This is a genomic window from Cardiobacterium sp. Marseille-Q4385 (assembly GCF_916618745.1).
Taxonomy (GTDB): domain Bacteria; phylum Pseudomonadota; class Gammaproteobacteria; order Cardiobacteriales; family Cardiobacteriaceae; genus Cardiobacterium.
The window spans coordinates 2205229-2227164 of sequence record NZ_OU745373.1 but is presented as its reverse complement, the minus strand read 5'-3'; the positions used below and the strand labels follow the sequence as shown (position 1 = coordinate 2227164).

19 protein-coding genes are annotated in these 21936 nt (G+C 62.0%); 7 read left to right on the top strand and 12 right to left on the bottom strand.

The genetic code is table 11. The features are described from left to right. Positions 1-18 precede the first annotated feature (18 nt). Positions 19-3429 (top strand): AAA family ATPase, encoded by a 3411-nt coding sequence (locus LG374_RS10680; protein ID WP_225757680.1) that lies wholly within the window; start codon positions 19-21, stop codon positions 3427-3429. 491 nt (positions 3430-3920) lie between these two features. Here the strand turns inward: LG374_RS10680 and yccS are convergent, their stop codons facing one another. Beyond that, positions 3921-6071, bottom strand: a complete 2151-nt coding sequence (yccS, locus tag LG374_RS10675; protein ID WP_225757679.1) for a YccS family putative transporter — start codon at positions 6069-6071, stop codon at positions 3921-3923. A gap of 135 nt (positions 6072-6206) precedes the next feature. On the opposite strand from yccS, the gene LG374_RS10670 reads away from it, so the two are divergent. From LG374_RS10670 to LG374_RS10645, 6 genes are all read left to right on the top strand, one after another. Then, positions 6207-7670: a tol-pal system YbgF family protein gene (locus LG374_RS10670; RefSeq protein WP_225757678.1), complete on the top strand. Its 1464-nt coding sequence runs from the start codon at positions 6207-6209 to the stop codon at positions 7668-7670. 16 nt (positions 7671-7686) lie between these two features. After that, entirely contained in the window at positions 7687-8412 is a 726-nt protein-coding gene (locus LG374_RS10665) for an HAD family hydrolase (protein WP_225757677.1), read from the top strand. 24 nt (positions 8413-8436) lie between these two features. Continuing rightward, positions 8437-9501: a DNA polymerase IV gene (dinB, locus tag LG374_RS10660; protein ID WP_225757676.1), complete on the top strand. Its 1065-nt coding sequence runs from the start codon at positions 8437-8439 to the stop codon at positions 9499-9501. A 70-nt stretch (positions 9502-9571) separates the two neighbouring features. Further along, a complete protein-coding gene (locus LG374_RS10655) occupies positions 9572-10621 on the top strand; it encodes an aldo/keto reductase (RefSeq protein ID WP_225757675.1) in 1050 nt (349 codons plus the stop codon). Positions 10622-10631: 10 nt separating this feature from the next. Next, entirely contained in the window at positions 10632-10823 is a 192-nt protein-coding gene (locus tag LG374_RS10650) for a type II toxin-antitoxin system RelB/DinJ family antitoxin (protein WP_225757674.1), read from the top strand. A gap of 18 nt (positions 10824-10841) precedes the next feature. Then, positions 10842-11714, top strand: a complete 873-nt coding sequence (locus LG374_RS10645; protein ID WP_225757673.1) for an alpha/beta fold hydrolase — start codon at positions 10842-10844, stop codon at positions 11712-11714. 128 nt (positions 11715-11842) lie between these two features. Here the strand turns inward: LG374_RS10645 and LG374_RS10640 are convergent, their stop codons facing one another. The 11 genes from LG374_RS10640 to ubiG all read right to left on the bottom strand — a co-directional run bounded on the left by LG374_RS10640 (position 11843) and on the right by ubiG (position 21879). Next, positions 11843-12424, bottom strand: a complete 582-nt coding sequence (locus LG374_RS10640) for a hypothetical protein (protein WP_225757672.1) — start codon at positions 12422-12424, stop codon at positions 11843-11845. Between the two features lie 270 nt (positions 12425-12694). Beyond that, positions 12695-14788, bottom strand: coding sequence for a prolyl oligopeptidase family protein (locus LG374_RS10635; RefSeq protein WP_225757671.1), 2094 nt, complete (start codon positions 14786-14788; stop codon positions 12695-12697). Positions 14789-14887: 99 nt separating this feature from the next. Continuing rightward, positions 14888-15418, bottom strand: coding sequence for an inorganic diphosphatase (locus tag LG374_RS10630; RefSeq protein WP_225757670.1), 531 nt, complete (start codon positions 15416-15418; stop codon positions 14888-14890). 93 nt (positions 15419-15511) lie between these two features. Beyond that, positions 15512-16960: an RNA polymerase factor sigma-54 gene (gene rpoN / locus LG374_RS10625; RefSeq protein ID WP_225757669.1), complete on the bottom strand. Its 1449-nt coding sequence runs from the start codon at positions 16958-16960 to the stop codon at positions 15512-15514. An 8-nt stretch (positions 16961-16968) separates the two neighbouring features. After that, complete coding sequence (lptB, locus tag LG374_RS10620; RefSeq protein WP_225757668.1) at positions 16969-17691, bottom strand: LPS export ABC transporter ATP-binding protein; 723 nt, start codon at positions 17689-17691, stop codon at positions 16969-16971. Positions 17692-17706: 15 nt separating this feature from the next. Next, positions 17707-18348 carry a lipopolysaccharide transport periplasmic protein LptA gene (lptA, locus tag LG374_RS10615; RefSeq protein ID WP_225757667.1) on the bottom strand — a complete coding sequence of 214 codons (642 nt, stop codon included), beginning with the start codon at positions 18346-18348 and terminating at the stop codon, positions 17707-17709. After that, on the bottom strand, positions 18332-18883 hold the full coding sequence (gene lptC / locus LG374_RS10610) for an LPS export ABC transporter periplasmic protein LptC (protein ID WP_225757666.1): 552 nt from the start codon (positions 18881-18883) through the stop codon (positions 18332-18334). The genes lptA and lptC overlap by 17 nt, the downstream gene beginning before the upstream one ends. Then, entirely contained in the window at positions 18883-19845 is a 963-nt protein-coding gene (locus LG374_RS10605) for an SIS domain-containing protein (RefSeq protein WP_225757665.1), read from the bottom strand. Before LG374_RS10605 ends, lptC begins: the two co-directional genes overlap by 1 nt. Continuing rightward, positions 19842-20519 (bottom strand): SDR family oxidoreductase, encoded by a 678-nt coding sequence (locus LG374_RS10600; protein WP_225757664.1) that lies wholly within the window; start codon positions 20517-20519, stop codon positions 19842-19844. Before LG374_RS10600 ends, LG374_RS10605 begins: the two co-directional genes overlap by 4 nt. After that, positions 20516-21187, bottom strand: a complete 672-nt coding sequence (locus tag LG374_RS10595; protein WP_225757663.1) for an HAD family hydrolase — start codon at positions 21185-21187, stop codon at positions 20516-20518. The genes LG374_RS10600 and LG374_RS10595 overlap by 4 nt, the downstream gene beginning before the upstream one ends. Beyond that, positions 21184-21879, bottom strand: coding sequence for a bifunctional 2-polyprenyl-6-hydroxyphenol methylase/3-demethylubiquinol 3-O-methyltransferase UbiG (ubiG, locus tag LG374_RS10590; protein ID WP_225757662.1), 696 nt, complete (start codon positions 21877-21879; stop codon positions 21184-21186). Before ubiG ends, LG374_RS10595 begins: the two co-directional genes overlap by 4 nt. Between the last annotated feature and the right edge of the window lie 57 nt (positions 21880-21936).

Below are 21936 nucleotides of genomic sequence, written 5' to 3'. Positions count from 1 at the left end.
CTTCTCCAAAACTACCCCATGCGCATCGAACACATCCGCCTACACAACCTCAACTCCCTCGTCGGCACCTGGCAAATCGATCTCACCGCCCCCGCCTACCGCGACGACAACCTCTACGCCATCACCGGCCCGACCGGCGCGGGCAAAAGCACCATCCTTGACGCCATCTGCCTCGCCCTCTATGGCCGCACCCCACGCCTCGCCCGCATCAACAAAAACACGAACGACATCATGAGCCGCCACACCGGCACCTGCTTCGCCGAAGCCACCATCGCCGTGCATGGCCGCCGCTACCGCTGCTACTGGAGCCAGCACCGCGCCCGCCGCCGCGCCGACGGCGAACTGCAAAACCCCAAACACGAAATCGCCGACGCCACGAGCGGCCAACTCCTCGCCAGCAGCCTCAAAACCACCGCCGCCACCATCGAACAACTCACCGGCATGGACTACAGCCGCTTCACCCGTGCCATGCTCCTCGCCCAGGGCGAATTTGCCGCCTACCTGCAAGCCACACCGGACGAACGCGCGCCGCTGCTCGAACAAATCACCGGCACCGCCATCTACAGCCAACTCTCCATCCGCGCCCACGAAAACTACAAAGCCGCGCGCGACACCCTGAACGCCCTGCAAGCCGAAACCGCCGGCATCACCCTGCTCACTGCCGACAAAACCGCCGCCCTCGAAGCCGAGCGGGACGCCGCCCGACACGCAGCCGCCACCCTCGCCACGACACAACAACAAACCGCCGCCGCCCTCGCCTGGCTGGCCGACATCGCCCGCTTGCGCGCCGAACACAGCGCCCTGCGCGAGCAGGCCGGCCAACTCGCCGCAGAAGCCGCCGCCTTCGCCCCCGAACGTGCCCGCCTCGAACGCGCCAATCGCGCCGCCACCCTCGACGCTGCCTACACCCACCTCAACACCCTGCGCCAACAACAACACGACGACGAACACAGCCTCGCCACCCTCAGCGCTGCCCTGCCCGGCCAACAAAGCGCGCTTGCCGCCGCCGACACTGCCCTGGCCAGCGCCCAGGCCGCCCTTGCCGCCGCGAAACAACAACACGACGCCAACCAGCCACACTGGCAGGCCATGCGCGCCTACGACCAGCGCCTCGCCGACCAACAACACACCCTGCGCGAACACGAACAGCGCGTCGCCACAACCCAAGCCGCCCTCACCGACGCTGCCGCGCGCCACAGCGCCCTGCAACAACAGCACGACGACGAAACCCGGCAGCTCACCGCCATCGCCGCCTGGCTTGATGCCCACGCTGCTGACGCCGCCCTCGCCCGCGACCTCGACACCATCACCCTGCGCGTCCAGGACCTCGCCGCCCAACAAAAACAAAACGACGAAACCGCTGCCCACACCCGCGCCACCCTTGCCCGACACCAAGAAAACGAACGCGCCCTCGCCGCCGCTGAAACCGCCTACCAAAAAACCGCCGCCCACGCCGCCAGCCTCGCCGCTGCCCACGACCGCGCCAACCAACGCCTCGCGCAACACCTCGCCGGACGCAGCCTGCGCGACTACCGCGCCGACAAAGACCGGCTTGCCGCCCAACTCGCCGCCGCGCAAAACATCGCCGACCTCGCCACCCGTCGCGCCCAACTGCACGACGGCGAACCCTGCCCGCTGTGCGGCGCGACCGAACACCCCTACACCCACGGCCAGACCCCGCTGCCGGACAGCCTCCGCGCCCAATACGACGCGCTCAACCGCTACATCACCGAGGCAGAAACCTGCGAAAACGAAGAACACAACGCCGCCAGCGCTGCCCGGACCGCCGCACAAAACGCCACCGCTGCCGCGCACAACCGCGACCTCGCCGCGCAAAACCACACCAACAGCCGCGCCAACTACGCCGCCGCCCGCCAACAACAAAAACAAAGCGACGACGCCCTCGCTGCCGCCCACGCTGCCCTTGCCCGCCAACTCGCGCCCTACACCCCCACCACGGCGGCAACACCGTACGATCCCGACGGCCCCGCCGCCATCCTGAAAACCCTGCGCCAACGCCTGCACGACTGGCAACACCACGAACAGCGCCAACGCGACATCCAGCAACAACACAGCATCACCACCACCGCCCTTGCCGGCAGCCGGGCCACCCTGGACGCCTGCCAAAGCGCCCACACCCAAGCTGTCGCCCAACACAACACCGCCCTCGCCACCTGGCAGCACACCCAAAACGAACGCCGCGCCCACTACGGCACACGCGACCCCGACGCCGAAGCCCGCGCCGCACAACACACCATAACCCGCAGCGAACACAACGCCCAACGCGCCCAAACCGCCCGCCAGCAAGCGCACGACACCCTGCGCGACAGCGAAACCCGCCTCCACGACCTGCGCCAACGCCTCGCCCAAAACCGCGCCGCCATCAGCAAAGCCGCCGCCCAATTCCAAAAAGACAGCGAAGCGGCGGGAATCATCGCAGATACCAGCGCACAAAACGTAGGGTGGGCTTTAGCCCAGCAAACAGAAGCCACACCAAGCGACGCTCGCACAGAAAAACCCCCTCTCCCGCTTGCGGGAGAGGGCGGGGGTGAGGGCATCTCGCGCAGCGAGACCCAGCCCTCTCCCGCCGAAATCGCCTACCTCGCCGCCCGCCTGCCCGCCGCTGCCCGCGCCCAACTCGCCGCCCGCGCCGCCGACCTCGATCGCCGCCAACAAGACAACCACAGCCGCCTGCACGACCGCGCCGCCCGCCTTGACGCTACCCTTGCCCAGGCCCTGACCGACGAAGACGAAACCACCCTGCGCGAACGCCAGGAAACCGAACGCGCCCAACAACAGACCCACGACCAGACCATCGCCACCATCAACTACCGCCTTGCAGAAAACGACAAAGCCCACGCCGCCCTGCGCGACAAACAGGCGGCCATCGCCGCCCAACAGACCGAAACCCGCCGCTGGCAGGCGCTGCACGACCTCATCGGCTCGGCAGACGGCAAAAAATACCGCAACTTCGCGCAAGGCCTCACCTTCGCCAGCGTCATCGCCCACGCCAACCGCCAACTGGCGCGGATGAACGACCGCTACCTGCTCACCCACGACCCCGCGCGCCCGCTCGAACTCGACATCATCGACAACTACCAGGGCGGCGAAACCCGCACCACCAAAAACCTCTCCGGCGGCGAAACCTTCCTCGTCAGCCTCGCCCTCGCCCTCGGCCTCTCGCACATGGCGGGGGAAAACATCCGCATCGACACCCTCTTCCTTGACGAAGGCTTCGGCACCCTCGACGAAGAAACCCTGGAAAGCGCCCTCGACACGCTGAGCGCGCTGCGCGCGGACGGCAAACACATCGGCGTCATCTCGCACATCGCGGCGCTGACCGAACGCATCCCGACACAAATCCGCATCACCCCCGAACAGGGCGGCAGAAGCCGCATCGACGGCCCCGGCTGCCGTCGTGGCAACTGACCGCCTGTCAATACCCACCAAGTGAACATAGGTATCTATAGTTAAACATCTAAGAAATCGTAACGGCGTTGCGTCGCCTTGCCGTACTACCTGTACTGTCTGCGTCGACGCGCCTTGTTACGCTTTTTTATCTATTCAACTATACCCATCTCAATAACTGCAAAAATAGCTGAAAAAACAAAGAAAAACCCCTCGCCCGCTTGCGGGAGAGGGGGCGGGGTGAGGGTGTTCGTCCGCAGGATGAATCTCGTCAAGCGGGACCGTCAGGCGTTTTTTGCCCTCCTCCGTCGCTTCGCGACACCTCCCGGGTACCCATGAAAAAAATGCAGGCATTTTTTTCATGGGTACCCTTCCTCCCGCAAGCGGGAGAAGGGATTATCCGCTGTTTTCAAAAAGATTTTCTCTCGCTACGAGATGGGTAGATACCTATGGTCAAGCGGGATAAACGCTAGATCCTTGGGCCATCGTCAGGTCGTTCAGGCGAGCGGTTTTCAGGCCTGCTGCGAATGCAGGGCGCGGTAGCAGGGTTCGATGGTGCGGCTGATCATCAGCAGTTGTTGCCAGAGGTGGCTGTGTTGTTCTTGCGGGTCGTTTTCGTCCGGGCGCAGGCGGTCAAGTTCGGCGCGGATGTGCTCGTGCCGCTGCTGGTAGTCGGCGGCAGTGAGGGTGTCGAGTTGTTCGAGCAGGTCGGCGATGTTTTCGCCCAGGTGGTAGTAGGCGGTCAGCAGGGAGGCGCTATCCGCGTCGTTTGGTTGCGGCTCCCGTTCTTTCTCTTCTGCCGACGGGGAGGTTTTGGGTTTGCGGTAGGCGCCGAGCGCCGAGATGTAGGCGAGGAGGGTGTAGTTGAGGTTAAGCAGGTTGAAGGCGTTATCGAGCTGGTTTGCGTATTTGCGCGGTTCGCTGCTGATGTCGGAGACGGTGCTGCCGAGCTGGGCGGCGTTTTCGTGCGCAACACGGCGGATGCTGCGGTAGGCAACGTCGTCGCTGCCGCCCGCTTGCAGTTGGCCGAGGATGTGGCGCAGGTAGGCGGCGTCGCTTTTGATGGCGGTGCGCGCGGTGTTGTCCAGGGTCAGGTAGCGCCAGTCCGGCCAGAGGTAGGTGACGGCGGTCCAGGAGATGGCGACGCCGATGAGGGTGTCGATGATGCGCAGCGGGATGGCGGCGGTGAGGTCGTAGCCTGCCAGCGAGAAGCTGGTGAAGGCCTGGATGGTGATGAAGAGGGTGGAGATGCTGTATTTGCGGTTGCGGTAGTAGAAGAAGAGGGTGGTGCTCGCGATGATGAGCCACAGTTTGGTGGCGACCGTTGGGGTGAAGAGCGGCGCAACGGAGCCGATGATGACGCCAAGGATGGTGCCGAGGACGCGCTGGTTGACGCGGCTTTTGGTCGCCGAGTAGTTCGGCTGGCAGACGAAGATGGCGGTGAGCAGGATCCAGTAGCCGAGTTCGAGGTGCAGCGCGGCGACGATGGTGCAGCAGGTGAGGACGACGAGGCTGAGGCGCACGGCGTGGCGGTAGGCAGGCGAGCGGAAGCTGAGGTGGTGGCGCAGGGCGGGCAGGATTTCGCGCAGGCCGGGTTCCTGGCGGGCGGCGATGGTGCTGTCGGCGTTGTCTTCTTGCGCGGTGTCGAGGTGGGCGAGCTGGTAGTTGATGCTGCGCAGGTTATCGAGCAGGCGGGTAAGCGGGCGGCGCGCGGGGTCTTGTGCGAGGTGGTATTGCAGGGACTGGCTTAGGCCGTCGCTGTCGCGTTCGAGGCGGGCGTCACTGTGGTAGGCGCTGTTTTGGTGCAAGGCGGTTGCGATGTCGCGACAGGCTTGTGCCTGGCGTTCGATGAGGTGCCAGAGTCGGTAAGGCAGGTCGCTGTGTTTGTGTTTTTCCGCGAGTTCGCGGTAGTCGATGTGCGCCGAGCTGATGCGTTCGTGGATGTCCTGGGCGGCGAAGTAGTAGCGCAGCATCCGTGCGGTGCGCGGGTGGCGGTGCTGGCCGCGCATCCGGTAGTAAAGGGTGCTGCGGCACTGGTTGAAGGCCTGGATGAGGGCGGTGTTCGCGCGCGAGAGTTGGGTTTGCCGCCCGCCGTAGTCGTGGTCGTCCGGGTCGAAGTAGCAGGCTTTGGCGTCGATGTAGTCGGCAAGTGCAGCGTAGGCGGCAGCCATGTTTTCCTGCACCTGGCGGTGCGGGAAGACGAGTTGCACGATGAGCGCGCCGCCGCCGTAAATGAGGGCACCGGCGAGGATGAAGAGCGGGTTGACGTACCACGGCTGGGCGGCGTTGTAGGCGAGCGTGGTGTAGATGGCGACGGTCAGCCCACCGAAGGCGATGGTGCGGTAACGCAGCCCGGCGGCCCCCATGTAGGTGAGGGTGAAGGTCATCAGCAGCATGGCGATGATGTAGGCGACGGTGTGGTCGAGGGTAAGCTGCACGGTGAGCGAGGTGGCAGCAAAGGCGGCGAGGACGATGCCGAGGTCTTTGATGCGCCCGCGCAGGCGATTGTCGAGGTCGGCAAGGCCGCCGGCGATAACGCCGAGGATGAGCGGCATGGCGTAATGCGGGATGTTGAGCGTCCAGATGATGAGGGCGGCAGCGCTGATGCTGAGGATGATGGGCAGGGTCGAGATGAGGTTGGCGTTGGGCAGGGGGATTTTCACAGGGTGGGGCGGTGGTGGTGATTGGGCGCAGGATTGTATAAGCGCGTCGGCAGGTTGGCTACCGCTCCGGGGAAGCGTGCCTATTCCCCGGCCCCGCTATACAATGCGGCGCTGTTAACACCACAGGGATTTTTCATGAACGACATCAAAGACAATTTTGACAAGCTGCTGCGCGCCATCCGCTATCTTTTCAAGGGAGGCAATCTGCTTTATTGGGGGCTGCTGGCCGTTGTCCTTTGCATCAACGGTTTCCACGACTATCAGCAGGCGGAAATTGCGCACAAAATTTTTGCTGACGCGGGGGTATCGCCGGATTGCAGCATCACCGATCCCAAATGTTTCGACGCCATGCTGGATGTCAGCAAAGCCACTTCGGGTAATATCGGCTTCTTCCTGCTGCAAATGGCCGCCGGTTTCCTCCTTGCCTGCAAGATGTTCGACGGCATCATGCGCATTTCCGAGGGACTGGAAGAGGAGCCCGTGCCCTATGCGCCGGTCACGCTTGTCCCCTTCCTGACGCCGCTTAAATACCTCGTCGGCATGATCATCATCGGCATTACCCTCCTCCCGCTAGGGCTGCTGGGCGGCCCTCATGCTTGGCTGTATCCCTTCTTGCTCGTCACCTGGTTCTTCGCTCCGGCGATGATCATGAACCTCATCGGTAATGACAGCATCGGCAGCATGATTAGCCCCGGCGGCTGGATTCAGGTCATCCGCAACATGGGCATCGGGAATTATCTGTCCATCCTGCTCTTTCCGCTCATCACGCTTATCGGTATCGGCTTCGTACTGGGTTTCATCGTCGGCATCATCGCCGGCATCACCCATTCCCCCATGCTGGTCGTGTTCATGATCGCCATCATCCAGGCCTTTGCCACCGCACTTACCTATCTCTACATCGGCTACTTCATGCGCGAAAAGGAGTCGCAGGAACTGAGCGAAGCCGAGCAGCGCGCGCTCTACGAAGCCGATACCTACCGCATGGACGAGGAGGAGAAAAAACAGTTTGCGCAAGACCTGCTCGCTGTTGACGTGCTGATGCAGGAAGGCGGCTTCCGCGAGGCCGAGACGCTGCTGCTCAATTACACCAGCATGCACCGCGACATCGGCCAGTATTTCCCCGCTTACCGCATTCTTTACGAGTTCTACCAGGTGCATCACCGCTATGAAGAACTGCCCGCCCTCGAACAGCGCCTGATTGAAGCCGCCGTGCATGGCAACGAACGCTGCTACCTCTGTGTGCGCAAAGCGGTGGAAAACATCGCCCTGGACGACATCGCCCGTTTGCCCGCCGACTGGATCAAGCCGCTTGCGCGTATGGCCGGCGAGCATCACGATTACAACACTGTGCTGGCACTGACCCGCAATTTCGCGCAGCGTCACAAGGGGCACAAAGACATCCTTGAAAACTACTACTTCGCCGCCCGTGCGCTGGACAAAACCGGCAAACGCGACCAGGCCCTGCACCTGCTTGCACAGCTCATCAGCCACTACCCCGACCACCCGAAAACCGCGCAAATCCGCCACAGCTACGAACTGCTGCAAAAACAGGCAGATGGGTACGTTTCGCTCAATAAAAAGCCGGAACAGGGCAAATAACCCGCAGGAGAACACCATGCCCGCTACCATCCTCTTTCTCGACATCGACGGCTGCCTGACCCGTGGCAAATTTGCCCGCTACGACCTCGCCGCTCTGCAAACGCTGGAACAGCTCGTGCAGCAATCGCCGACCGAAGTCGTCCTCTGCACCGGCCGCTCGCTTTCCTACATCGAAACGCTGGCACAAATCGTCCGCTTCGGCCGCTACGCCATCACCGACCACGGCGCACTGCTCTACGACTATCTCAACGACGACGTTATCCCCGCGCCGCAAATGACGCCTGCTGTACGCCTGCGCATACAGGAGATGGCGCAATACCTCGCTGCGCACAAAAACAGCCTGGACGTACACTGGGAAATGAGCCACGGCAAAGAAGCCTGCGTGTCGCTTGTCGCCGAAAAAGGCAAAACGGCGGAAGACGTGTATGCCGTGGTTACGGCCAACCTGAATACCGACGGCTTCGACCTGCACTGCTCCGGGCGCGCCCTCGATATCGCCCCGCACGGTGTCAACAAATGGACGGGCGTGCAGCATTTCCTGCACCACACCGGGCGCGAAGCGGCATCGCTCCGCCTCGCCGCCATCGGCGATTCCCAGGGCGACCTGCCCATCCTCAGCCAGGTCGATTTCGCCGCCTGCCCCGCCAACGCCGTTGACGTCATCAAAGACCTCTGCCACTACGTCAGCCCGGAAGCGGAAATCTACGGCGTGCTCGACATCTACCGCCGCCATTTCGCCTGAACAAACGCGCAGCCGGGGCGGGTCATGAGCAACCGCAAAATCATCCACATCGACATGGATGCCTTCTTTGCCTCCGTCGAGCAGCGCGACAACCCTGCCTGGCGCGGCAAACCGCTTATCGTCGCGCGGCCGCCGCAGGAACGCGGTGTGGTGGCAGCGGCCAGCTACGAAGCACGGCGCTATGGCCTGCATTCGGCGATGTCCTCGCACCGCGCCCTGCAACTCTGCCCGCACGTCATCCTCGTGCCGCCGAGTTTTGAGACCTATCGCGCCGTCAGCCTGCAAATCCGCGCGCTGATGCTCGCCATCACCGACCTGGTCGAACCGCTCTCGCTGGATGAAGCCTATCTGGACGTGAGCGACAGCCCGCACGAGCGCGGCTCGGCAACACGCATCGCTGAACGCCTGCGCGCGGAAATCCGCGCTGCAACCGGGCTTACCGCCTCGGCGGGCGTTTCCTACAACAAAATGCTGGCGAAAATCGCCTCCGACCTGAACAAACCGGACGGCCTCGCCGTTATCACCCCCGCCGAAGGCCCGGCCTTCGCCGCTTCATTACCAATCGAGCGCTTTCACGGCATCGGCAAGGCGACCGCCGCCCATATGCACGCGCTTGGCATCAAAACCGGCGCCGACCTGCTGCGTTTCTCGGCGGAAAGCCTGCGTCAGGCCTTCGGCAAACACGGCGACTTCTACTACCACATGGCGCGCGGCATCGACCTGCGCCCCGTCGAACCCACGCGCGAGCGCAAATCCATCGGCAGCGAAACCACCTTCATCCACGACCTCGAAGGCATCCCCGCCCTCTATCAGGCGCTCCTCGCGCAAAACCAGGATGCCTTCGCCGACGTACAAAAACGCCACCTGCATCCGCATACCCTGACCATCAAGCTGAAATACCACGACTTCTCGCAAATCACCCGCAGCCGCAGCGTCTCCACCCCGTTCACCCGGGAAAACGACGCGCACTACTGGATCGCGCGCCTGCTGCACGACATCGCGCCGACAAAACCCGTGCGCCTCGTCGGCGTCACCTATTCCGGCCTGCAAGAAGCGGTGGAAACGCGGCAGGCTGCACTGCCACTGTAACCACCCGCCTGCGCTACCCGCACAAACAGGAGTAAAGTAGCGCCCTTTCCCATCCCAACAGGAGTACCCCATGGAATACCGCCCGCTCGGCAACACCGACATCCGCGTCAGCGCCATCTGCCTCGGCACCATGACCTTCGGCGAACAGAACACGGAAGCCGAAGCCCACGCCCAGCTCGACTACGCCAGCGCGCACGGCGTGAACTTCATCGACACCGCCGAAATGTACCCCGTGCCGCCCTGCCGCGAAACCTATACCCGCACCGAACAATACATCGGCAGCTGGCTCGCCAAACGCGGCAAACGCGACGACATCATCCTCGCCAGCAAAATCGCCGGCCCCTCGCGCGGCAACGACGGCCAGGACTACATACGCGGCGGCTCACGCTTCACCCGTGCGCAAATTCACGCCGCCTGCGACGCCTCGCTTGCTCGCCTGCACACTGACTACCTCGACCTCTACCAGCTGCACTGGCCGGAACGCCGCGTCAACTACTTCGGCACCCTCGGCCTCAATAACCTTGACGACCCTACCGACCTGACGCCCATCGCCGAAACCGTCGCTGCGCTGGACGAACTCGTGCAAGCGGGAAAAATCCGCAGCTACGGCCTCTCCAACGAAACCCCGTGGGGCGTGATGACGCATCTGCACGAATCTGCCCTCAGCGGCAAAACCCGCGCCGTCTCCGTGCAAAACCCCTACAACCTTCTAAACCGCAGCTATGAAGTCGGCCTCGCCGAAATATCGCTGCGCGAACACATCGGTCTGCTCGCCTACTCGCCGCTGGCCTTCGGCCTGCTCTCCGGCAAATACCGCCGCCTGCCCTGGCATCAGGACTGGCGCATCGCCAAATACAGCCGCTTCACCCGTTACACCAAGCCGCAGGGCTTTGCCGCTGTCGAACGCTACGCCGCCGTGGCAGAAGCTGCCGGCATCAGCCTCGCTCAACTCGCGCTGGCTTTTGTCACCAGTCGCCCCTTCGTCACCAGCAACATCATCGGCGCGACCAGCCTGGAACAACTCGCGGAAAACATCGCCAGCGCCGACATCACCCTCAGCGATGACACCCTCGCTGCGATCAACGCCATCCATGCGGAAATCAGCAACCCCTGCCCGTAAGGAGCCCGCCATGCACAGCACCGCCTACACCTTCCACATCCCGACCCAAACCAAAAACAAAGCCTTCACCATCATCCGCCAGCACGGCAAAACTCCGGCGCAAATACTCAATCATCTGCTGCAACAAATCGCCGACAGCGGCCAGTTGCCGGAGGCGGACGAACAGCCGGAAGCCCGGTACGAAGAACACCGCAACCCCTGAAACCTGCCCACATCCCCCATGACCCACCCCATCACCCCCCGCGAAATCTGCATCGACCTGCCCCACATCCGCCTCGCCGGCCAGCGCTGGGGCGAAGGCGAACACATCGTCCTCGCCCTGCACGGCTGGCTTGATAACGCCGCCAGCTTTGCCCCGCTCGCGCCCTACCTCATCGACAATAACACCTCGCTCATCGCGCTTGAATTTGCCGGCCATGGCCGCAGCGCGCACCGCCCGCTCGGCGCGGGCTACCACTTCACCGACCATATGCGCGACGCCATGTTTGCCGCTGACGCCCTCGGCATCGACAAAATCGACTTCGTCTGCCATTCCCTCGGCGCGGCAGTCGCGAGCATGGTGGCCGGCACCTTCTACGACCGCATCAGCCGCCTCGTCTGCATCGAATGCTACGGCACACCCTACGTCTCCAACCACAACGACCTGCCGGAGCGGATGCGCGAACGCCTGCTGACCATGGACTACATGAACCCGCGCAGCAACCGCTACTACCAGGATCTTGTCCCGCTCATCGCCGCGCGCATCAAGGCCGGGGAGATGAAGCCGGAGAGTGCCGAACGCCTGGTGCGGCGCAACCTCAACCACGAGGCCGCCGGCTACCGCTTCATCAGCGACAAACGCCTCACCGTGTGGCAGCCGATGATGCTCTCTGAAGAACAAGTGCAAGAATTCATCCCGCGCATCACCGCGCCGGTCTTGATGATCGAAGGCCACAGCGGCTTTACCGCGCACTGGCATTACCTGCCCGACCGCTACCGCCTGACCCAGGATATCCGCGTCGTCCGCCTGGACGGCGGCCACCATTTGCATATGGACGAACCCGCTGCCGTCGCAGACGTCATCAAACAATTCTGGGCGGAAAAACCGCTGTAATACGCGCGTGCCTGCCCGCTTCGGCGGGCTTTATTTCGCTTGGCGAAAGGGACGGCATAAGAAGGCACGGCGCAAAAAAAAACAGGCCGACACATGGTCAGCCTGTTTCTGTATTCAGCGTTGCGGTTTTATTTTGTGGCAACTTTGCCGAACGCAACGGCATCCACGACACCGCGTGAAATAATCAGCGCTTCCGGCAAGGCAACAATGCCTACCACCAGCACTTTGCCATCCGGATGTATGGCGCCGTCTTTGGCTTTGCCGCATTGTCCCCAGCACAGCACTTTGTTGACTTTGCCGAGCTCTGCGCCGCCCATTTTCACGCTGCTGTTGTCGGCGACGAGATCCGGTTTGCCATATTCTTTGCTCAATTTATCCACCTGTGCCTGTATCGCCTTGCTCACGGCAGCTTGATCGGCACCTTTCGGCAGAGATTCTTGCTGCTGGTAGCCTGCGCTAATGACGGTGTTATCCAGTCTGACGGACAGCGGCTGTTTGCTCGCCGGTGCGCAGTTAAAGGTGGCGGATTGCGCTGCCTGCGCATTTTTTTCTTCTTGATAGCCGGGGCAGCTTTTATCCAGCGTTTTTGTTACTTGCGCACGTGTCATGCCCAATTTGATACCGCCGATGGCAATTTTGCCGGCATCCGTTGCCGCGCTAACGGTGTGTGCTAACAGCAAGGCGCAGGTGAATGTGAGGGTTCTTTTCATGGTTTCTCCTGGTAATAAAAGAAGCTGCCCAAAGGCAGCGCGGCTATTTTCCCACATCGCTCTGGCAATTCCATACCAGGGTTTGTTGCCTTCATGCACGAAGCCAGTATTTATAGTTAAACATCTAAAAAATCGTAACGGCGTTGCGTCACCTTGCCGTACTACCTGTACTGTCTGCGGCGACGCGCCTTGTTACGCTTTTTTATCTATCCAACTATATCCCGCTTGGCGGCACGCGCAAAAAAGCCCGCAGCAGCGGGCTTTTCGTGTTTATTTGGCGAGCTGTTCCCAGAGGAAGGTGTAGGCCAGCGCGCTCATGTAGGCGCGTTGTTTGTTGTCTGCCGCGCCGCCGTGGCCGCCTTCGATGTTTTCGTAGTAGAGGGCGTTTTTGCCCGCTGCCTGCATTTTCGCCATCATTTTCCGCGCGTGGCCGGGGTGGACGCGGTCGTCGCGGGTTGAGGTGGTGAAGAGCACCGGCGGGTAGGTTTTTGCCGCATCAAACTGATGGTAAGGCGAGTATTTTTCCAGGTAAGCCCATTCGGCGGGGTTGTCCGGGTCGCCGTATTCGGCCATCCACGAGGCGCCCGCCAGCAGTTTGTTGTAGCGCTGCATGTCGAGCAGCGGCACCTGGATGACGATGGCGCCGAAGAGTTCCGGGTATTTGGTCAGCATGTTGCCCATCAGCAGGCCGCCGTTGCTGCCGCCCTGGATGCCGAGGTGCGCCGGGTCGGCGATGCCGCGTTGGGTGAGGTCGCGCGCGACGGCGGCAAAGTCTTCGTAGGCTTTGTGGCGGTGTTCTTTCAGGGCTACCTGGTGCCAGCGCGGGCCGTATTCGCCGCCGCCGCGGATGTTGGCAACGACGTACACGCCGCCCCGTCCGTCCTGGGTGCGGCGGTTCAGCCAGGCTTTGCCCACGCCTGCCGCGTAGCCGGGGGTGAGCGAGATTTCAAAGCCGCCGTAGCCGTAAAGCAGGGTTGGGTTTTTACCATCGAGGGTGATGTTTTTGTGGTGGACGATGAAGTAGGGGATTTCGGTGCCGTCATCGCTTTTCGCGAAGTGCTGGGCGACGGTGATGTCGCTCGCGTCGTAGAAGGCGGGCAGGGATTTGAGCGCGGTGGGCGTGCCGCCGACGCGGGTGTGGTAGAGGGTGGTCGGCAGGGTGTAGTCGTTTGCAGTCAGCCACAGGTCGTCGTTTTCGTCGGGATCCACGGCGGCGGCGCTGGCGGTGCTGTTCGCCGGTACGCCTTCCAGCGGTTTTTCCGCCCAGTTTTTGGCGGGATCCAGGACGACGAGGCGGGTTTTCACGTCTTCGAGTTTGTTGAGGATGAGGTAGTTTTTGGTCCAGGTGATGCCCGCCAGCGAGGTGTGCGCATCGGGAGTGAAGAGCGCGGTGAGTTCGCGTTTGCCCGCCTGCCAGTCGGCGTAGCTGGCGACGAGGTAGCTGCCGGACGGGTAGGTTTTGCCGTTCAGTGTCCAGTCTTCGCGCAGGGTGATGTTGAGCCAGTCGCGATAGACGCCTTTGTCGGCGGTGTCGGGGACGTCGATTTTGTGCAGTGTGCCGTCCGGTGCGCGTTCGTAGAGCTCGTTGTGGTAGAAGTCGATAACGCGGCTGACAAAGTCGCGGTGGTAGCCAGGGGTGTCGTCGTGAGCGGCGGTGATGAGCATGTCGTTTTCTTCGCCACGATAGACGGTTTTGGCGTCGGCAAGCGGTGTGCCGCGTTGCCACAGGCGGGCTTCGCGCGGGTAACCGGAGGCGGTCATGCTGCCCGCGCCGAAATCGGTCTGCACGAAGACGTGGTCTTTGTCTATCCAGCCCATTGAGCCTTTGGCTTCGGGGCGGTAGAAGCCGTCTTTGATGAACTCGCGGGTTTCCAGGTCGTATTCTCGGGTTTCGTCCGCATCCGCGCCGCCGCGCGAGAGGCTGATGAGGCAGTGGCGGTAGTCGGGGCGCAGGCAGTCCGCGCCGTGCCACACCCAGGTGGCGTTTTCGCTTTTGTTGAGGGCATCGAGGTCAATGAGGGTGTCCCATTTGGGCTCGGTTTTCTGGTATTCGTCCCAGGTGGTGCGCCGCCAGATGCCGCGCGGGTGGTCTTTGTCCTGCCAGTAGTTGTAGTAGTAGTCGCCACGCTTCACGACGTAGGGGATTTTGTCGTCGGAATCGAGGATGGCGAGCAGATCGGCCTCGATGGTTTTGAAGGCGGGGCTTTGCGTGAGGGCTTTCTCGCTGGTGGCGTTTTGCGCACGTACCCAGGTGAGGGATTTTTCGCTGTCAATGTCTTCCAGCCAGAGATTGGGGTCTTGGGTTGCGGTCATAGCGGTGCTCGTGTGGATGAGGGTAAGGAGGGCGAGGGTGAGTTTTTTCATGGGGTTGATGTGATGTAGGGCGGGCTTCAGCCCGCCACTTGATGGTAATGGCGGGCTGAAGCCCGCCCTACGGTTGTGCCGCAAGCGGGAACGGCAGGTTTATTGCTGTTTCCAGCGTTGTTGTGAGTCGCGGATGACTTGTTTGGCTTCTTCGATGTCGCCCCAGTGATCGACTTTGGTCGAGCCGGGTTTTTTCAGCGCTTTGTAGTGGTTGAAGTGGAATTCGATTTGTTTGATGAGCTGCGCAGGCAGGTCAGCGAGAGTTTTGATGGCATCGCCGGTTTGGCGGTCGTCAGCAGGGACGACAACGATTTTGTCATCCACTTCGCCGTCATCCACGAATTTCATCACGCCGATAACGCGCGCCTGCATGTAGATGCCGGTCGGCAGCGGGGTGTCGGTGATGATGAGGGCGTCGAGTTCGTCGCCGTCTTCGTCGAGGGTTTGCGGGATGAAGCCGTAGTTGGTGGGCTTGGCAAAGATGAGCGGCTCAACGCGGTCGAGCATCAGCGCGCCGATTTTGCGTTTCCACTCGATTTTGTGGTTCGAGCCGGCCGGAATTTCGATAACGACGTTGATGATGCCGCCGTCCACGTCGCCTGCGTCGAGGATTTTGTTGAAGTCTGCCATAAGGGCTCCTGTTTGGTTGAAAGGGAGCGGGATTATAGCAAGCGGGAAGTCCGGGCGGTTTTAGTCGCCCTGCCCTTTTCCGCAGGTACTTCATCAGCGCTTGCGGTGGCGGCGCAGGGTGGTAACAGGGATGCCGAGGCTTTCGCGGTATTTGGTCACGGTGCGGCGGGCGATTTTGTGGCCGCGTTCGGCGAGGATGTCGGTGATTTTTTGGTCGGAATAGGGTTTATCCGGGTTTTCTTCGCCGATCACTTCGGTGATCAGCGCCTTGATGGCGACGACCGACTGGTCATCGCCGTCGGTATTCTCAAACTGGGCGGAGAAGAAGTAGCGCAGTTCGTAGATGCCGCGTTTGCATTGCAGGTATTTGTCGTTGACCGCGCGGCTGACGGTGCTTTCGTGGATGTCGAGGATTTCCGCCACTTTTTGCCGCGTCAGCGGCCGCATTGCGCTTTCGCCTTCCTGGAAGAAGTCTTGTTGCAGGGCAACGATGACGCCCGCCACGCGGCGGATGGTGTCGGCGCGTTTGTCGATAGCGGTCAGGAACCAGCGTGCTTCTTGCAGTTGCGCTTGCAGGAGGGTTTTGTCCGCGCCTTTTGCCGCTTCCGCCAGCGCGGCGTAGGCCTGGTTAATAGTGAGGTCGGGATGGACGCTATCGGTGGTTTCGATGTAGCTGATGCCGTTTTTTTCGCGCACGATGATTTCCGGCTCGACGTGCTGCACTCTACCGGCGTTGTATTTTTGTCCGGGACGGGGATCAAGGCTGCGCAGGAGCGCCATGGCGTGGTTGTAGGTGGCGATGTCCATATCCAGACGCTGCCGGATCATTTGCGGGCTGCGCGCGATGAAGCCGTAGTAGCGCTTCATGATGAGTTGCAGCGCATCCAGGTAGGGGGTGTGCGGTGGCAGGGCAGCGAGTTGCAGGTTCAGGCATTCTTCGAGATCGCGTGCACCGACCCCGCCCGGCTGGCATTGTTGCACAATGCGGATGCCGTCTTCGATGTCGGCCACGCGGAGTTGTTGTTGGGCGGCGACGGCTTCCGTCTCACTGCGGAAGTAGCCGTCGTCATCCAGTTCGAAGGCAACGGCGAGTGCCGCGCGGCGCCGTGTGTCATCCAGCGGCATCTGGTTGATTTGTTCTTCGAGGTAGGCGGCCAGGGTTGGTCTGGCGCTGAGGTAAAGTTCGGGGTTGTCGTCTTCTTCGCGGTAGGGCGCGTGGTCTTTCCAGTCGTGGTCGTAGTGTTCTTCCCAGGTGCTGTCGTATTCGAGTTCGCCGCTCAGGTGTTGCAGCAGGCCGTCAGCGTCTTCGCCGCTGTCGCCGCCGTCGCTCTCGCTTCCCGGACTTTCGTAGAGGATGTCGCCCTTGCGCTCCAGCATGATGTTCTGCGCCAGCATGTTGCTGATTTCGACGTTCAGATCCAGGTTGCCCATGTTGAGCAGTTTGATCGCCTGTTGTAACTGCGGGGTGAGGGTGAGGGTCTGTTTGAGGGCGAGGTCAAGGCTTTGGCTTGTACCCGGGGCGACTTTGCTGGCTTTGCTCATGGTCGTCCTTAGTGGAGTTCAAAGTCTTCGCCAAGGTAAACGCGGCGGGCTTCTTCGTTGGCGACGATTTCTGCCGGGCTGCCTGCGGCGATAACGCTGCCTTCGGAGAGGATGTAGGCGTAATCGCAGCTTTTCAGGGTCTCGCGCACGTTGTGGTCGGTAATGAGGACGCCGATGCCGCGATCGGTGAGGTGGGTGATGATGTTTCGGATGTCGCCGACGGCGATGGGATCCACCCCGGCAAAGGGTTCATCGAGCAGAATGAAGCGCGGGTTGCAGGCAAGCGTCCGCGCGATTTCGCAGCGGCGTCTTTCCCCGCCGGAGAGGCTTTGTCCGGGGATGTCCGCGCGGTCGGCGATGCCGAGGTCTTGCATGAGTTCTTGCGCGCGGGCTTCGCGCTCGCGTTTGCCGAGGTTGGTAGCGAGTTCGAGGATGGCGAGGATGTTGTCGCGCACACTGAGTTTGCGGAAGACGCTAGCTTCTTGCGGCAGGTAGGACAGGCCGAGCTGGGCGCGGCGGTGTACGGGCAGGCGGGTGATGTCGGTGCCGTCCAGGAGGATGCGGCCCTGGTCGGGGCGCACCAGACCGATGGTCATGTAGAAGCTGGTGGTTTTGCCCGCGCCGTTCGGCCCGAGCAGGCCGACGACTTTGGCGGCATCCACCTGGAAGCTGGCGTCATTGACGACGCGCCGTTTGCGGTAGGTTTTTTGTAGTTTTTCGGCGATGAGCATGGCGCATCCCGGCTTTTATTTGGTCTTCGGCTGGAAGGTCATATTCACACCTCGGCCTTTGACGCTTTCGCTTTTCAGGTTATAGGTGAGGTGGTCGGCACGGGTTTCGTTTTTGTCCTGCTTGACGTGGGCATTTTTGTTGATTTCGACGGTTGAGGTCGGCACGGTGTATTTCATGTGGTTGCCGCTGCCGTCAATCGGCGGTTCGCTGGCCGGAACGTAGTGGAAGGTAGTCGGCTTGCCCCAGCTTTCGATGGTGTGGATTTTTCCGTCTTGCAGGCGGATGGTGACGCGGTCGCCTTTGAGGTTCATTTCGCCCTGGGTGATGACGACGTGGCCGGTGTAGGTGGCAACGCCGGTGTTGGCGTCGTATTCGCCGCTGTCGGCTTTGAGGTTGATCGGCAGTTGTTGCGGGTTGTTGGTTTTTTTGTTGCCGCTTTTTTCTGCGCTGTCGGCGGCTTTTTTGGTGGCGTCGCTTTCGTCCCAGCCGAAGGCGGTGTTGCTGTCCACGGTTTTGTTGTCTGTACCGCTTTGGACGACGACAGGAGCCGGTTTGTTTTGGGCACGCGTCGTTTTTTTGCGGGTTTCGGCATGGCCGCTGCTGATTAGCGCCAGCAGGATGGTGGCGGCGATGAGGGTTTTAGTTTGCCGGGTCATAGCTGCTCCTTACGTTGTTTTTGAGTGTGATGTGGTTGTTGTTCATGTCCCAGTGTGCGCCGTCCGCGTCGGTGCGGCTGTCGTCGCTTTCCAAGGTAATGGCGGCATCGGTTGCGGCGTAGCGGTGCTCAGGGTAGTAATCGAGGCGGGTGGTGCGGAGGCGGTAGTGGTGGCCGCCGTCGTCCTGTTCGCCGCGCACGTTGCCCGTCAGGGTGATGCGGTTTTTTTCGCTGTTGCGCATGGCGTGATCAGCGCGCAGGCGGCGTTCGCCGTTTGTCAGCAGGGTTTGTACCTCAGGGTGGTCGAGGTGGTTTTCGCCGTCTTTGCGGTGTTCGGCGTAGGGCGCGCGCACGGTGGTACTGCGTTTGCCCTCGGCATCGTACTGGTAGAGCACGCCGCCCGTGAGCGAGAGGCGGACGGGGTCAGCAGCAACCTGTTGGCTGATTGCGCCCGCTTCGCGCTGCCACCACCACAAGGTAACGGCGACGGCGGCAAGCAACCAGCAGGCGAGGCGCAGTTGGCGGGATCGACTCATCAGGCGACTCCGGCGCGCAAGAGGTCATGGATGTGCAGGATGCCGACGATGCGGTCATCTGCGACGACGGGCAGGGCGGTGATGTGGCGTTTTTCCATGTGTTGCAGGGCTTCGGCGGCGCGTTCGTCTGCCGTGGTGGTCTGCGGTGAGCGGGTCATCACGTCGCTAATCGGGCGGTTGAGCGCGTCGGGATATTTTTCCAGGGCGCGGCGCAGGTCACCGTCGGTGAAGATGCCAAGCAGTAGATCGTTATCCGCGACGAGGGTGACGCCAAGGCCTTTGTCGGTAATCTGGAACAGCGCGGTTTGCACACTGGCGTCACTGGCGACGACGGGAATATCGGCACCGCTGCGCATCACGTCACGATTTTTTGTCATCAGGCGGCGGCCAAGGCGACCATAGGGGTGCGAGCGGGCAAAATCCTGTTCGCCGAAGTTGCGGCTCTGCATAAGGGCGATGGCGAGGGCGTCGCCGAGGGCGAGGGTGGCGGTGGTACTGGTAGTCGGGGCGAGGCCGAGCGGGCAGGCTTCTTTGTCGATGTGGATAGGCAGATGAATGTCGGCTTCTTGCGCGAGGTGCGAAGCGGGACGGCCAGTGATGGCGATGGTTTTCACGCCGAGGGCGCGCACAATGGGCAGCATCATCAGGATTTCCGCGCTTTCGCCGGAATAGCTGATGGCGAGCAGGGTGTCGTCGGCGGTAATCATACCGAGGTCGCCATGCCCCGCTTCGGCAGCGTGGACGAAGAAGGCGGGGGTGCCGGTGCTGGCCAGCGTCGCCGCGATTTTTTCGCCAATGTGTCCCGATTTGCCAAGACCGGTCACGATGACGTGGCCGCGTGTCGCGAGGATGCAGTCACAAGCGGTGAGGAAGGCAGCGCCGAGGTGGTCGATTTGCGCGCGCACGGCTTCGGCTTCCTGCTCAAGGACGGCACGGGCGTGGGCAAGACGGGAATCGGTCATGGGTAGTGTTCCAGTTGGTCGGGATCGCCGGTGAGGGCAGCGAGATAGTACGGGGCGACAGCGTCAGCGCTCTGCCAGTGCGGTTGCCCGGCGGGGAAGACGCTGCGGCTGAGCGGGGTATCAACCCAGCCGGGGTCCACAATGGCAAAGCCGAGGTTCGGGTAGGCGTGTTTCTCCTGATAGAGGTCGTGGACGAGCTGGGTGAGCGCCGCTTGCGCAATGCCGTAGCTGTGCCAGTAGGCGCTTTGTGTGCGGTGTTCGCGGTGCAGGCTGACGATAAAACGCGGTGCGGTAGCAGCCTGCATCAGCGGCAACAAGGTCTGGAAGAGCCACAGCGGTGCGGTAAGGTTCACTTGCAATCCTTGCAGCCAGCCTGTCGGGTCGGCATGGGCCAGCGGACGCAGGCCACCGCAGACGGCGGCGAGATTGATGACGGCATCCAGTTTGCCGTGGTCTTCTTGAATCAGCCCGGCAAGGCGGACGTAGGCATCAAAACCGCTGCGCCACAAATCGAAAGGGACAAGGGTATGGTCGCCCTGCAAACCGTCATCCAGCGCTTCCAGCGCCAGCGGGTCGAGGTCGAGCAAGAGCAGGTGATGCCCCGCCGCATCGAGGGCACGGGCGACGGCGCTACCAATACCGCCGCAGGCGCCGGTGAGCAGGACGGTCTTCATGGCGTATCTCCAAACAGCAGCGGCGCGAGGGCGGCAGGGCTATCAACAAAAGCGATGGGGCAGTCATCTTCTGCGAGATCGGCGCGGCTGGTGTAGCCGTAATCACAATAAATAGACGGCATTCCGGCGCGGGCGGCCGCGCGAATATCGGCAGCGCTATCGCCAATCATCACCGCTTGTTCAGGCCGCACTCCCGCCAGCGCACAGGCATAGGCAAGCGGCGCGGGATCGGGCTTGGCGGTAGCGAGCGTATCGCCGCAGACGATGGCGGCCACGCGCTGTTCCAGCTGAAAATGGCGCGCCAACGCGTAAGTAAAGCGTTCCAGCTTGTTGGTGATGATGCCCCAGGGCACGCCGCAGGCATCAAGATCGTCCACAATCACCGCCATCCCGGGGAACCAGCGCGTTTCCTCGGCAACATGGCGCAGATAATGCGCATAAAACGCTTCCTGCAAGGCAGGCAGACGCGGGTCATCCGCCGTGGTTGAGAGCGCGTGTTGCAGCATCTGCCGCGAACCGTGGCCGGTGTAAGGCAGGATGACCCCGGCGGGGGCTGGCGGATAACCATGTTCCGCCAGAGTACGGTTAACGGTGGCGATGAGATCAGGGGCGGTGTCAAACAGGGTGCCGTCAAGATCGAACCATACAGCTTTATAACGAGCTTTCATACAGCATCCCGGCGGGCAACCATCAGATAATTTATCGCCGTACGGCGCGACAGGCAGGCGCTGCGCGTGAGCGGGTTATACGACATGCCGCTGATGGCCAGCGGCGTCAACCCGGCGCGGCGCACCATACGCGTCAACTCGGCCGGGCGGATAAACCAGTCATATTGATGCGTGCCTTTGGGGACGAGATTCAGTAGATACTCAGCGGCGCAGATAGCACCAAGACGCGCTGGCAGGGTGCGGTTCACCGTCGACAGGAAAACAAGACCACCCGGACGCAGCAGGGCATGAATATCGCGCAGAATGGCGGCAGGATCGGCAACGTGTTCCAGCATTTCCATGCAGGTGATGACATCAAACGACTCACCACGCGCGACCAGATCAGCGCCGGAGGCATGAATATAGTCGATCGTCTTGTCGCCACGATGGGCGCGGGCCGCTTCCAGCACGGCAGCGGCGAGGTCAATGCCGACCACCTGCGCACCACTATCCGCCAGCACCTCGCTCAAAATCCCGCCGCCGCAGCCGAAATCAAGGACGCGCTTATCCTGCAAATCCGTGTACTGGGTGATGAATTGCAGACGGGCGGGATTGATGTGGTGCAGGGTGCGGTAAGGGCCGTTCTTGTCCCAAAACGCGCTGCCGTGTTGCTCGAAACTGTGAATATCGGCGGAATGCGGAATGGTGTGCATGACTGGTCTCTCATGAGGAAAAGTGCGCGGATTTTAGCATGTTGCCGCCGCAGGCGG